The 12,512-nt window shown below is 33.9% G+C and carries 12 protein-coding genes, 1 pseudogene and 1 riboswitch; of the genes and pseudogenes, 1 reads left to right on the forward strand and 12 read right to left on the reverse strand.

Annotated elements, in window-relative coordinates:
* Positions 1-51: 51 nt before the first annotated feature.
* The 7 genes from cobT to QH639_RS23270 all read right to left on the reverse strand — a co-directional run bounded on the left by cobT (position 52) and on the right by QH639_RS23270 (position 7,626).
* On the reverse strand, positions 52-1,107 hold the full coding sequence (gene cobT, locus QH639_RS23240; RefSeq protein WP_281115340.1) for a nicotinate-nucleotide--dimethylbenzimidazole phosphoribosyltransferase: 1,056 nt from the start codon (positions 1,105-1,107) through the stop codon (positions 52-54).
* A 92-nt stretch (positions 1,108-1,199) separates the two neighbouring features.
* A riboswitch (cobalamin riboswitch) is annotated at positions 1,200-1,375 on the reverse strand.
* Between the two features lie 96 nt (positions 1,376-1,471).
* Positions 1,472-3,166: an ABC transporter ATP-binding protein gene (locus QH639_RS23245; RefSeq protein WP_131519482.1), complete on the reverse strand. Its 1,695-nt coding sequence runs from the start codon at positions 3,164-3,166 to the stop codon at positions 1,472-1,474.
* 39 nt (positions 3,167-3,205) lie between these two features.
* A complete protein-coding gene (locus tag QH639_RS23250) occupies positions 3,206-4,468 on the reverse strand; it encodes an ABC transporter A family member (protein ID WP_281115341.1) in 1,263 nt (420 codons plus the stop codon).
* A gap of 676 nt (positions 4,469-5,144) precedes the next feature.
* Entirely contained in the window at positions 5,145-6,008 is an 864-nt protein-coding gene (locus QH639_RS23255; protein WP_131519480.1) for an ATP-binding cassette domain-containing protein, read from the reverse strand.
* Positions 5,992-6,432, reverse strand: coding sequence for an SPASM domain-containing protein (locus tag QH639_RS23260; RefSeq protein ID WP_281115342.1), 441 nt, complete (start codon positions 6,430-6,432; stop codon positions 5,992-5,994). Before QH639_RS23260 ends, QH639_RS23255 begins: the two co-directional genes overlap by 17 nt.
* Before the next feature lie 51 nt (positions 6,433-6,483).
* Positions 6,484-7,404 carry a radical SAM protein gene (locus tag QH639_RS23265; RefSeq protein ID WP_281115343.1) on the reverse strand — a complete coding sequence of 307 codons (921 nt, stop codon included), beginning with the start codon at positions 7,402-7,404 and terminating at the stop codon, positions 6,484-6,486.
* 69 nt (positions 7,405-7,473) lie between these two features.
* Positions 7,474-7,626 carry a hypothetical protein gene (locus QH639_RS23270; protein WP_281115344.1) on the reverse strand — a complete coding sequence of 51 codons (153 nt, stop codon included), beginning with the start codon at positions 7,624-7,626 and terminating at the stop codon, positions 7,474-7,476.
* Positions 7,627-7,927: 301 nt separating this feature from the next.
* Here QH639_RS23270 and QH639_RS23275 point away from each other — a divergent pair.
* Positions 7,928-8,122, forward strand: a pseudogene (locus tag QH639_RS23275) (response regulator transcription factor); the annotation flags it as partial.
* A 200-nt stretch (positions 8,123-8,322) separates the two neighbouring features.
* Here QH639_RS23275 and QH639_RS23280 read toward each other — a convergent pair.
* The 5 genes from QH639_RS23280 to QH639_RS23300 all read right to left on the reverse strand — a co-directional run bounded on the left by QH639_RS23280 (position 8,323) and on the right by QH639_RS23300 (position 12,505).
* Positions 8,323-8,625, reverse strand: a complete 303-nt coding sequence (locus tag QH639_RS23280; RefSeq protein WP_131521828.1) for a rhodanese-like domain-containing protein — start codon at positions 8,623-8,625, stop codon at positions 8,323-8,325.
* Positions 8,626-8,720: 95 nt separating this feature from the next.
* Positions 8,721-8,951, reverse strand: coding sequence for an RNA chaperone Hfq (gene hfq, locus QH639_RS23285; RefSeq protein ID WP_004225825.1), 231 nt, complete (start codon positions 8,949-8,951; stop codon positions 8,721-8,723).
* Between the two features lie 97 nt (positions 8,952-9,048).
* Complete coding sequence (gene miaA, locus QH639_RS23290; RefSeq protein WP_048391396.1) at positions 9,049-9,951, reverse strand: tRNA (adenosine(37)-N6)-dimethylallyltransferase MiaA; 903 nt, start codon at positions 9,949-9,951, stop codon at positions 9,049-9,051.
* Entirely contained in the window at positions 9,938-10,855 is a 918-nt protein-coding gene (locus QH639_RS23295; RefSeq protein WP_281115345.1) for an alpha/beta fold hydrolase, read from the reverse strand. The genes miaA and QH639_RS23295 overlap by 14 nt, the downstream gene beginning before the upstream one ends.
* A 3-nt stretch (positions 10,856-10,858) precedes the next feature.
* Positions 10,859-12,505, reverse strand: a complete 1,647-nt coding sequence (locus QH639_RS23300; protein WP_281115346.1) for a glycerol-3-phosphate dehydrogenase/oxidase — start codon at positions 12,503-12,505, stop codon at positions 10,859-10,861.
* Between the last annotated feature and the right edge of the window lie 7 nt (positions 12,506-12,512).

Genomic DNA, 12,512 nt, shown 5'->3' on the forward strand with positions numbered 1-12,512 from the left:
ATACCATTCAGCCAATGACCAAAAATTAAGTCATTGGCTGTTTTATTGTTTTTATCTTTTTAACAACTGCATTGATTCTTCTAAAGTCACCATGTTTTTCATCATCGAGCAAGCTGCATCTAAAATAGGAAAGGCTAAGGCTGCTCCAGAACCTTCGCCTAAACGCATATTCATGTGCAACATTGGTTCAATGCCTAGTAAGGCAGCGGCAATTTTTGCCCCTGGTTCCTCTGAAGCATGGGAAGGAATGATATAATCGATTACTTTTGGTTCGAGCTTATAAGCAATGAGGGCGGCTATAGTCGAAATAAATCCATCAATGACAACGGGTTTACAATGGACTGCTGCGCCAAGAATAATACCTGTCATCGCCCCTATCTCTAACCCTCCAACCTTAGCCAGAACATCAATAACATCATTTGGATTAGGCTTATTTAAGGTAATTGCTTTTTCAATAACTGCCGCTTTATAGGCAATGCCTCCTTGGCCTACTCCTGCACCAAACCCCGTTACTTCGATAGGGTTGCATCCCGTCAAAACAGCTAATATCGCAGCACTTGGTGTTGTATTGCCGATGCCCATTTCTCCAGTCCCAAGTACATCAGCACCTTTTATGATTTCCTCAGTGGCCACACGGATTCCTACTTCTATCGATTGAATGGCTTCTTGTTTGGTCATAGCGGGACCTTGTGCCATGTTATCTGTACCATATTTAATTTTATGAATAAGGACACCTGCATCAAGTGGAATATCTCCTTTTACCCCAACATCTACTGTGACCACCTTTGCATTGGTAATGCCAGCAATCGCACAAACGCCTGTACCCCCCTTAGGAAAATTTAATGTTTGAAAGACCGTAACATCTTGTGGATTCGTGGTTACACCTTCCTCGCAAACACCATGATCTGCAGCACAGACAATCATCACTTTTTTGTCGACCATCGGATATAATTGTCCTGTTATACCAGAGAGCTGTACGGCAAGTGATTCTAGTTTACCCAAGCTACCTGGGGGCTTACAAAGCGCATCAATCCGCTTTCTGGCTTGCTCCATACTTTTCATATCAGCCCCCTGAATGTTTTGAATCGTGTCTTGTAATAATTGCATGATTATTTCTCCTCTCGTTCTCATTAAGACAAAATAAAAAGTCTGTAGTTTATTGTCATGACAAATAAACTACAGACTTTTCCATCATCTATATCTTCTAAAGCATGTAGGCAGGTCTCCTGGCTCAAGTTCAACACCTCATAGTACCTTCCCAGCAATTTGCTAGTGGCATACACTATGAAATTCCCTTATACAGTGGCGGGTCCGCTAAAGCTTTTCACTTTATTCCCTATTCTCCCTAGTGGGCACCTATTGCTTTTATGTAATTATGTTAAATCTACTTTACAACTTTTTTAGTGTCAAGAGGAAAAAATTTTTTGAGTGTTAACTTAGTAACACTACCTATTCAAACAATATAGGCTTATCAAGAGCTTGTAACAACTAATGAATCCCTCTCATTCACTTGATGCTTATCAACTTCAAAAATTTTATCTGCTTCACTTATTAAAACAGGGTGATGAGTAACCAATATAACAGTCTTTTGTTTTTCTTTATTTAAATATAAAAGTAATGTTTCTATATTTATTTGATTGTCTTTATCAAGCGCAGAAGTAATCTCGTCAAACAAATAGATATCCGCATCTCTTAGAAGCGATCTTGCTATTGAAAGTCTTTGCTGTTGCCCAGTAGATAATTCAAGCCCGTTATGCCCTATAAGAGTTTCAAATTTATAGTCCAACGTTTCTATATATGAATAAATGTTAACCATTTTACAAATTTGAATTAATTCTTCGTCCGTTGCATTCGGCTTTGCTAATAACAAATTTTCCCTTATTGTCCCTGTCATTATAAAATGCTCTTGCGTTACCAAACATACCCTTTTTCTATAAACATCAATAGGAATATATCTAATATTTTGATTGGATAGAAATATTTCACCCTGATAATTAATGTATAAACCTGATAATATATTCAATAATGTCGATTTACCTGATCCGCTTTCTCCCTTAATCAATACAATTTTCTTCAAAGGTATTTGGAGATTTATATTTTCTAAAACTGGAGATAATGCATTAGTATAGGTAAAGCTTACATTCCGTAATACTATTTTATCTTTTCTAAAATGATGCGAAGAATTTACATAGTCAGGTACTTCTAATTTCTTTAGATGATATTTATTGTCTTGCATTAAGTTTTTTACTCTATTTACAGACACAATTGCTTCTTGTAAAAATGAATTTAGTTGAGAAAATCTTAAAAATGACTGACTAAAGTTATTGGCATAGGTAGTGAATGCTATTAATACTCCTAACGTGAGGCTTCCTTTATAAATAAAGTAGGCACCTATAATAAGGATAATCAAATAACTTGTAAAGTTTATTAATTCTATTATTGATGCTGATTTTATACTTAAACGCATTTTATCAAGAGTATTTTTGTATAATAAGGTAATTTTCTTTTGATAGTTATCTATTGCGTTTGTCTCAGTATTAAATATCTTAAATAATTTAAATGATGACAGTAATTCTCCCAAATAGGTTAAATAAGAATCTAAATCTTCTTTGATGGCAGTATCCATCATCCTTATTTTTCTTCCATAATATTTAAAAATGATAAGTGCTAAAGGACAAGCTATGAATAAAATACTAGCTAAAATAAAATTAAGATTTATCAATATTACTAACACAATTATTATGCTGATAAAATCTACAACAATATTTAAAAACTCTGATACTACTTCAGAAAATGCCTTTGTATCATTTTCTATTTTATTCATCAGTTCACCTTTTGCTTTTAATTGATACTCATCCATGTCCATAGCCATGATTCTTTTTATTATCTTTAACTTAATATCCATTTGTAGATAGCAGGCAAATTTCGTTAAATAATATTTTTGGATTACTTTAAAAAATAAATTAAAAAGAAACAAAAAAGCCATAAACACTATAATTATGAATGCTGAATTGAGGTCTTTTACTGTTATAGAATCAATAAATTTACCAAATAAAAGGGGGTGTACTATACTTAAAATCATAGAAATGCCCATCAAAATATTTACTTGAAATAATTTTGCTTTGTATGGCTTTGTATACTTAAATACCTCACCTAATATTTTCATGAAATAATACTCTGTCTCCCTAATTTAGTTAAGGTTTTCTTATAACCTTTTGATATACAGATAAGCATTTTTCGGTTCTTCCTGTAATATATGTAGAAACTTTTCCATATACGGATCTTTTTCATTACTTATGAACAAATTTTCTACTGACTTCTTTTTCGCCTCACTAAAGAGCATGCTTTTATTTGTGTATATAACCTTTTGCTCAATTGTTCTTTTTAAAACCTCATAGCAATTAGTTTGTTCCTTGTTTTCCCACTGTTCATTCATTAATGTATTTATCATGTCTTCTGTAATATTATAGCCATAGTTAAATTCAAAAAATTTATTAGAATACGGGCGTATTTCAATGATGTCGCCAGAGCTACTAATAATATTTTCTAAACTATTGTTATCTGGAAGGCTAAAAACCCTCGTTATTTTCAGCGTGTGATACGGAATGTTGTTGACACCAAAGCTCTCCATTATTTGAGTAATGTCTTTATAAACATTCGCATAATTCTTCATTTTTTCTATACTTACACCTTTGTATTGGACAGTAAGCCCGTTATATTGATAATTTTGATAAGGCTTATTTGACAGCTCTTCTTCTTTATATCCATTATAAAAATGTAAGCTTAATAGAACGAAAAGCATCATACTGGTCATAATTCCAGCAACCCACTTTTCCGTTTTATTGGTGGCCTTCCTGCTGAATAAAATCGCGAACGATATAGAACACAAACAAACGGATAAAACACCTATAACATTTAAGTAATGAATAAAATCTGGATACATAAAGTTAAGAGTTGGAGCTAAATATTGAATCGTTTCTAGTCTATAACCATGCATTAGCATTAATAAAAAATAAATGATGACAATTAAAATTATAGACACTGCTTGACTTTTAAAAATTGTTGCCATCAAAAATGGAATGGATATAGTAAATAGCTGAAAAATAAAAACGATAAGTAGAATTTTATATATTGGTGTCTCTACATATACAAACTTTACAAAACCAACTAGTAACATAATTGCAGGGGTGGTCAGAATAAAGCTGAAAACCCATTGCCATAATAAAAGCTTTCCATTCGATATTGGGGAAATCATTAAAATTTTCTCTACATGATATCTTTGATGCAAAGTTATAATTTGAATCGTTAATACACTTGAGAAAATCCCATATAAAGGAATCAATGCTTGAGCATCACTGACTGTAAAGAAATACTGAGAGATACATAATAGAATGACGATAGCATAATAAGTCAACAAATAATCACTTCGTAAGACCACTTTCGACCAAAATAAAAAGATATCTCTCATTTGTCATTCACCCTTCTTTTAAATAGCAACACATTTCCAAACATAAATAGTATGCCAATACTTAGAAAAATACCTCTCTTTACATTAAATAGCAGGTCAGTCATTTGATGTTGTATAAAATCAGGATTGAACCATATAGAAAAATAAGGAGAATTTAAATAAATGCTGAATACCAAATATATTATTAGTAAAATGTGTAGATATACAGTACGTTTCAAATAAAAGGAAATGAAAAAGCTAAAGGTAATGCTGTAGAAAATAGAAAGGAAGACTTGAAACAATGTAATTAATAGAATGCTAATAGGAACTTTATTTACATAAAATATAAAAAAAACTACGTAGAAGAAAAATAGATACACTGAAACAAAAAGAATAACTGCTACGATTTTTCCAACTATATACATCGACCTATTTGTCAATTTTAGTAGGATGACTGCTCTTTCAAAAGATTGAAGATACCCCTTCCAAACATATGAAACCATACTCGGTATTAAAATAAGTAAAAATACCATTTGTAATTGAAGTGTTCCATACCATTTTTCAATAAAAGTTTCCTGAGTGTCTAAGTTATTCATGATAATTGGAAGAACCAACATTATTAGTATAAGAATGACGGAAATAGCTCTACTTTTTATGAGTCTTTTTAATTCAAAGTTTATTAGAAAAGGTAATTCTCTCATATGGATAACTCTTTTCTATTTATATAAATATATGCATCCTCTAGAGTAGGCTCTGTCGATATACTTCCTTGTAATGGACTATCTGCAATGTAACGAATCTCAATACTGCTGCCTTTATCTTGTAAAGATACAAATAAATCCACATGAGGTATTTCATCATCTAAAACATTATAAAGCCATACCTTCCCTCGAACTTTATTAATAAGGTCTATTGTACTACCTAAGTAATTCACTTTTCCTTTTTGTAGCACCATCAAATTTTTACATGTAGAAGCAATATCTTGTACGATATGTGTTGAAAGCAGAATGATTTTATCTCGACTAATCCGAGTAATTAAATTTCTAAATGAAATGCGCTCATGAGGATCTAAACCTACTGTTGGTTCATCAATTAGTATTATTTTGGGATTACCAATTAAAGCTTGAGCAATGCCAAATCTTTGTTTCATACCACCCGAAAGTTCTTGAATATATTTTTTTTGTTCGCTTAATAGGCCCACCTCTTGAAGTCTTAAGTTGATTTCCTGTTTTCGACTTTCACTATTATTCATTCCTTTTAACTTACATAAATAGTCAAATGACTCTTCTAAAGTAACCTTTGGAAAAAAATCGAACTTCTGAGGAAGATAACCTAATATTTCACAAACCTTAAGTGGTTCTTTTTTTACGTTTAGCCCTGCAACTTCAATTTCTCCGTCATCAAATGGAAGTAATGTAGAGATTATTTCCATCAATGTTGTTTTTCCTGCCCCATTTTCCCCTAATAAACCAAATACACCATTATGAATTTCTAAGGAGATATTGTCTAGCACCTTTCTATTTTTGTAATTTTTTGTTAAGTTCTTAATTTTGATTTCCATTTTTAACAAACTCTCTTGTATTTTTCTTTTCTAATAATAGTTCTCTTTGTTCATCTGATAACCGTAAATATAAATGCAAGGTAGCTTCTAATTGCTTTTGAGTTAAAATGCAATAATGTAAAGGTGGTGTCGTTACTTTACCTGTTGATTCTAAATTTTCATGGTGACACCCACCCCCACACAAATTTTTTGCCCAGCATTTATTACAATTTAATCTATTTGAAACGTGTGCTTCTTCTAAAAATTTTGACTTCGCACTGGAATATGTTCCTTCAAAAATATTTCCTTGTTTATACTCTTTATTATTAACAAAACGATGACAAGGATATAAATCACCATTAATATCAACGGCTAAAAAATTAACCTCTGCACCACAAAAATATGTTGATTCGTGTCCAATATGAATACGTTCTAAATTTTTCATTATATTATTGAGTTTGACAGCTTTATAATATTCTTTTTTATTAACTAAATATTAGAAATAACAAATTAATTCATCATAACTTTTAGACAATTCAATGAATTGATCTTCTGTAAACATCTGCATAGCTGGGGCAGCATAGATACTTCTAAAATTCAAGTCGAATAGATGCTCATATATATTTACCAAATCAACATTATTCGGAGTAATGGTTGCCCTAACTCCCAGTTGTTTTTGCTCCCTTAATTCTTTTGTTCTGTTTAAAATAACATCATAACTTCCCTTTTTATTTCCATAAAAACGATTTATGTCATGATCGCTTTTAGTCCCATCAACACTTACTTGAACAGCGATGTTATTGTCTAAAACAAATTTTGTGATTTCTTTATTTATTAGCGTTCCATTACATGTCATACTAAAACCTATTTTTTTATTATGTAATTTTACTTTGTAATTTGCATATTCTACTACTTGCTTAATTACTGGAAAATTTAATAAAGGTTCCCCCCCAAAAAATACAATAGATAGATCATCACGATCACCTGACTGTTCTAGCAAATAGTCAATTGCTGATTTTGCTGTCATTATAGACATTCTGCCTTTTTCGTTATATTCTCCGTCACCAGCGTAACAATATTTACATCGTAAATTACATTCTTGGACCATCATTAATGTGAGTGCACTTATGTTTTTAACATTTTCTTCGTTAACAGCATTTCTATCAGTAGTATCATTGATTATCCTATTTTCTATTAGTGATTCAATAATACTATTAAATTCATTTTCAGCTATTTTATCATTTAATTGATTAAAAACTTCCACTATGCTTTTGTTGTCACTTGATAAAATAGAATAAACAATATCATCTATTTCAAATAAACCATTAGTATTCGGTACATAAATATATTTTTTATGATTAACTTCTAACTCTTTAATACTTGATACTTTAATTTTTTTCTCCATAGATTCAATCATAAATATCCCCCCATTTCTTGATACAATGTAGAGTAAATAATGATTTACTCTACATTGCCAAATAAAAAATTAAGCACTTGTTTGAACCATCTGTATCTTTTCTAAAACAAGTTTCCCAGCCTCCAGCACATCCCCAATCCATAGCATCACACTTATTGCAATAATCTTTAGCATCACAAAAAACACACCATTTAGATCTAGAACTAGCACTATTAAAACCATGATTAATTCTCTTGAGCATTTTTTCACCTCCTCAGATCCCATATAACTCCCACAAAACAATTAATTATTAGGTACTAATATGTAAATATTAATTTGTTTTGTAGTTCAAAGTTAACAAAATTTCTCAAATAAGGTATCCGTATTTTCCGCAACCTTAGGGAAAAATTAATTATTTTTTGAAAAATTGTCACTTTTTACATTTGATTAAACGGTATTTTTTATCCAGAATATAGAATAAAATGGAATTTATTGATACGATATCTTCTGAAAATAAATGGGGGGAGTATTACATATGATAAAGTTAACACCTAAAGAATATGAGATTTTAGAGCGTATTGCTGAGGACAAAACCAATAATGAGATTAGTTTAGAATTAGGTATGAGTAGGAGAACAGTGGAATATCATATATCCTCTATTATTCGCAAATTAAATGCAGAAACTCGTTTAGGTGCTGTTGTTACTGCTATTAAACTAGGCTTACTAAGAATCAAATAAATTTTTCAACTCACGAAAGATTTAATTTTGGAGAAATCCCTGTATATGACATGCCGTTCAACTGCTCTGTTAGTTGAGAACGAACAAAACAAAAAAATAGACCAAACATATTTAAGTATATAATATGTCTGGTCTATTAATTTTAATTGGGGTGAAAGTTGTCATTCCAAGATAAAAAACTCTTTCTTTTTACTCACACTTTATTTAAATTCTAATTCTCCATCATAAGCCAGCATGCCGCCTTCAAGGTTTGTTACATCAAATCCTTGTGCCTCTAAGTAAGCACACGCATTGGCAGAACGAGCTCCAGCCTTACATACAATAATATATGGCTTTTGTACATCTAATTCCTCTAAACGTTCAGGGATAGTTCCGAGTGCAATATGTTGAGCACCTGGGATCATGCCATGTGCTACTTCATCCTCTTCACGTACATCGATAATATATAGGTCCTCATTTGCATCTAACAGATCTAATAATTGTGTTGTTTCCATTGTTTTCATAAACTTTGTCCTCCAAAATATCAAATTCCACTATCATTATAGCTTGTAGCAAAAAAAACAGCCAGTGTGAGAACACTAACTGTTTAACAAACTTATTATACTTCTGTCTCTAAAAACTCTATTTGTTTTGCTGGTACGAATGTAGAAATGGCATGCTTGTAGATTAGGTGCTGCTTATTTTCAGCATCAAGTAGTAATACTGTAAAATTATCATATGATTTCACAGTCCCTTTTAACTGAAATCCGTTTAACAGAAATACAGTTACAAAAACACTGTTTTTACGTAGTTGGTTCAAGAACGTATCTTGCAAATTGATTGATTTCATCAAATAGCCTCCCTACTAACTTTCTACCTCTTCATTCCTATAGTAGCACGTTCTACCAATTTATCAATTAGTAATTTTTAGAAATTTTTCTTTATTCTTATAATCGATCATCCGGCGTAATAAAATGGACATCCATTTTATTACGGAAATAAGTAAGCTGTCTTTTTGCATAGCGACGGGAATTTTGTTTTAAGCTATCAAGGGCTTCCTCTAGGGTACATTTGCCATCTAAATAATCATATAATTCTTTATACCCGATGGCTTGTATAGACTGTACTCCACGGATATTTTGCTGCCATAATCCCTTCACCTCTTGCAGAAGACCATTTTCCACCATTAAATCAACACGACGATTAATACGGTCATATAGCACGTCACGGGACATGTTTTGACCTAGACCTAAAATAACATGGTCGTAAAGGGGTACTTCCCCTCGATTTTGCGCTTCAGCTGCTTTTGATACACCGCTTAATTCCAGCATTTCTAATGCACGAATAACACGACGTGTATTGTTTGGATGGATTGTCTGCGCTGTTTGAGGGTCTAGTTGTTTTAGTTTGTCATGCATTGCCTCAGGGCCAAGCTTTGCTAATTCCTCATAGTAGGCTTTTCGTGCTTCTTCATCTACTTTTTCATCAGTAAATTGGAAATCATAGAGGACAGCTTGTACATATAAGCCAGAGCCTCCTACTATTATAGGTAATTTTTGACGAGCTTGTATTTCCGCGATCTTCGCACGTACTAATTTTTGATAATCTGCTACCGAAAAAGATTCTGTAGGCTCTAAAAAGCTAAGTAAATGATGAGGAACGCCCTCCATCTCTTCTTCGGTAATTTTAGCTGTCCCAATATCGAGCCCTTTATAAACTTGCATGGAATCACCATTAATGACTTCACCGTTATATTTTTTTGCCAGTTCAATGCTTAATGCCGTTTTACCTGAGGCAGTCGGTCCCACTATTGCTACGACCTCTGCCTGCTGCAATTTAGTTTCTATCATATTTTTCTAACCACCGTAATAAAACTTGAAAGACCGCTTCTTGATTGTCTTCATTTAAAATTTCATGTCGTTTATCCTCTAATAAATAAACCGTTACATCCTCTACACCCACCGCTGCTAACTGTTCAGCAACTTTGTAAACGCCTAGCCCCTGTTCACCAACCGGATCTTTACTGCCACTAATCAAGAGAATAGGGAGGTCTTTTCTTACTTTTGCTAATTCTCTTTTACGATTTAGTGTGGCAAAGCCAGTTGTCAAATCCACGAAAAATTGATTCGTTGGAATAAAGCCACAATAGGGATCATCGATATACTTTTCCACCTCTTGTTGTACTGAACATAACCAATCATAGGCAGTCTTCGGATTAGGAAATTGCTTATTAAAGCTACCAAAGCTCAATTGATTTAACAGCTTACTTTCAGTTTCTTTTCCTAGTCCCTTTGCTAAAGCCTTGGCTACTAGATTTCCTACAGCATGCAAGGCTGTCACATTTCCAGTGCCGCAGAGAATAACATTATCAACTTGCTCTCCGTATAATTGAATATAGCGTCTAGTAATGAAAGAACCCATACTATGGCCAAAGAGAATTAATGGTACATTAGCATATGGTACGTGAAGTTGTGTAATCACTTCATGAGCATCTTTTACAACACGCTCAAAGCCGTTTTCTTCAGCAAAAAAGCCCAATGTCCCATTATATGCTGCCGTTTCACCATGCCCACGGTGATCGTGCATCGTCACAACATAGCCTGCTGCGTTGAGTGTTTTCGCAAATGGTAAATAGCGACCGCTGTGCTCTGCCATGCCATGCAAAATGTGAATATGTCCAATACATGGCGTTGAAGGCTCCAATGTTCGCGTGAAGACAAATTGTTCATCCGACATTTGAATATAACGCTCCATCCCTTACTCCCCTTCTTTCACAAAATTTGTTGCATCGTTAATGGCTTGTTCTAATTCAGCAATATATCTATTTTTTTGCTCCTCTGTATAATTTAAGCGTTGTTGCATCACCTGAATCACTTGCTGTTTATAAAGTTTTACTGCTTCAATATCGAAGTATAATAAACCAGTCCGACGGATAAAGAAGTCGCTTGGTGTATAGACCATTTCGGCTTCAATGCCATACAGTAGCATCGCATGTAAGGCAAGAGGCATTGTACTACCATGTTCATGTAAAAATTTCACCCGATCAAATAAGGCATCTACATTCGTGCCATACTTTTGTACGAGATGCTTGGCTTCATCATAATTTAAGCCATATTGTACGCCTTCACGAGCTTTATAGGCAATATAGTCAGGGAAATTAATAGCGTTAATTCCCTTTGCACCAGAAAGTGCTAGCTCACGTGTTAAACAGGCACTTGCATGCTTGTAGCGACGGGACTTCACAATTTTATCCACTATCGTTTCAGCCATTTGGCGATAGCCCGTAAGCTTGCCACCCGCAATCGTCATTAAACCACTTGGCGCTGTCCAAATTTCATCTTTCCTTGAAATTTCTGATGGATCCTTACCTTTTTCATAAATCAGAGGTCGGACGCCTGCCCAAGAGGATTCAATTGTGTCTCTTGTGATAGTAGCAGTTGGAAAGACCTTTTTAGCAGCCTCAATTAGATAATCCACATCTTGCTGTGTTGCCACTGGATGTACAGGATTACCTTCATAGACAGTATCCGTAGTCCCTACATAGGTTTTGCCATCTCGTGGAATGGCAAAGGCCATACGACCATCAGCCATATCAAAATAAACCGCTTGCTTTAGCGGGAAATCCTTTTGTTTGAGGACAATATGAACGCCCTTTGTTAGACGTAATTGCTTGTTATCTGCTACTTTATCTTTTTGTCGTACGTCATCAACCCAAGGACCCGTTGCATTCACAATTTGGGCGGCATGGACATTGAGCATTTTCCCCGTCACATGATCCCTCACTTTAATGCCAACAAGCTTTTTCTTTTCATAAATAAATTCCGTCATTTCAGCATAGTTGAGGCAAAGCGCTCCATATTCTACAGCCTTTTTTAATACTTCAATTGTTAGACGGGCATCATCTGTACGGTATTCTACATAATAGCCACCGCCGACTAAGCCATCTTGATTGAGTAAAGGCTCTAATGCCAGGGTTTCCTGAGCATTTAACATCGTTCTACGTTCATGTTTTTTGACGCCCGCCAAGCGGTCATAGACCTTTAATGCCATAGATGTTGTGAAGGGACCGAGTGAACCCTTTTTATATAAAGGTAATAGCATTTTTTCAGGCGTTGTGACATGTACAGCATTATCATAAACAATTTCACGCTCTCGCCCTACTTCAGCTACAACGCCTACATCAAATTGCTTTAAATAACGTAGACCACCGTGAATCAATTTGGTTGAACGGCTCGACGTACCAGCTGAAAAATCCTGCATATCAATTAATGCGACAGAAAGGCCTCTTGATGCGGCATCTAATGCAATTCCTGCACCTGTTATACCACCACCAATGACTAATACGTCAAAGCTATAGTGCTCTAGATAATATAAAATTTTTGGTCGCTGCTCAAATGAAAACATACCTTTC

Source organism: Lysinibacillus sp. 1 U-2021, from assembly GCF_029916965.1.
GTDB lineage: Bacteria > Bacillota > Bacilli > Bacillales_A > Planococcaceae > Lysinibacillus > Lysinibacillus capsici.

Bases quoted from the DNA above. Each gene is read 5' to 3' on its own strand.
- QH639_RS23255 (WP_131519480.1), bottom strand. From the start codon at position 6,008: ATGGAAATCAAAATTAAGAACTTAACAAAAAATTACAAAAATAGAAAG.
- QH639_RS23250 (WP_281115341.1), bottom strand. From the start codon at position 4,468: ATGAGAGATATCTTTTTATTTTGGTCGAAAGTGGTCTTACGAAGTGAT.
- miaA (WP_048391396.1), bottom strand. From the start codon at position 9,951: ATGATAGAAACTAAATTGCAGCAGGCAGAGGTCGTAGCAATAGTGGGA.
- QH639_RS23300 (WP_281115346.1), bottom strand. From the start codon at position 12,505: ATGTTTTCATTTGAGCAGCGACCAAAAATTTTATATTATCTAGAGCAC.
- QH639_RS23245 (WP_131519482.1), bottom strand. From the start codon at position 3,166: ATGAAAATATTAGGTGAGGTATTTAAGTATACAAAGCCATACAAAGCA.
- hfq (WP_004225825.1), bottom strand. From the start codon at position 8,951: ATGAAATCAATCAATTTGCAAGATACGTTCTTGAACCAACTACGTAAA.
- cobT (WP_281115340.1), bottom strand. From the start codon at position 1,107: ATGCAATTATTACAAGACACGATTCAAAACATTCAGGGGGCTGATATG.
- QH639_RS23265 (WP_281115343.1), bottom strand. From the start codon at position 7,404: ATGATTGAATCTATGGAGAAAAAAATTAAAGTATCAAGTATTAAAGAG.
- QH639_RS23280 (WP_131521828.1), bottom strand. From the start codon at position 8,625: ATGAAAACAATGGAAACAACACAATTATTAGATCTGTTAGATGCAAAT.
- QH639_RS23260 (WP_281115342.1), bottom strand. From the start codon at position 6,432: ATGAAAAATTTAGAACGTATTCATATTGGACACGAATCAACATATTTT.
- QH639_RS23295 (WP_281115345.1), bottom strand. From the start codon at position 10,855: ATGGAGCGTTATATTCAAATGTCGGATGAACAATTTGTCTTCACGCGA.
- QH639_RS23270 (WP_281115344.1), bottom strand. From the start codon at position 7,626: ATGGTTTTAATAGTGCTAGTTCTAGATCTAAATGGTGTGTTTTTTGTG.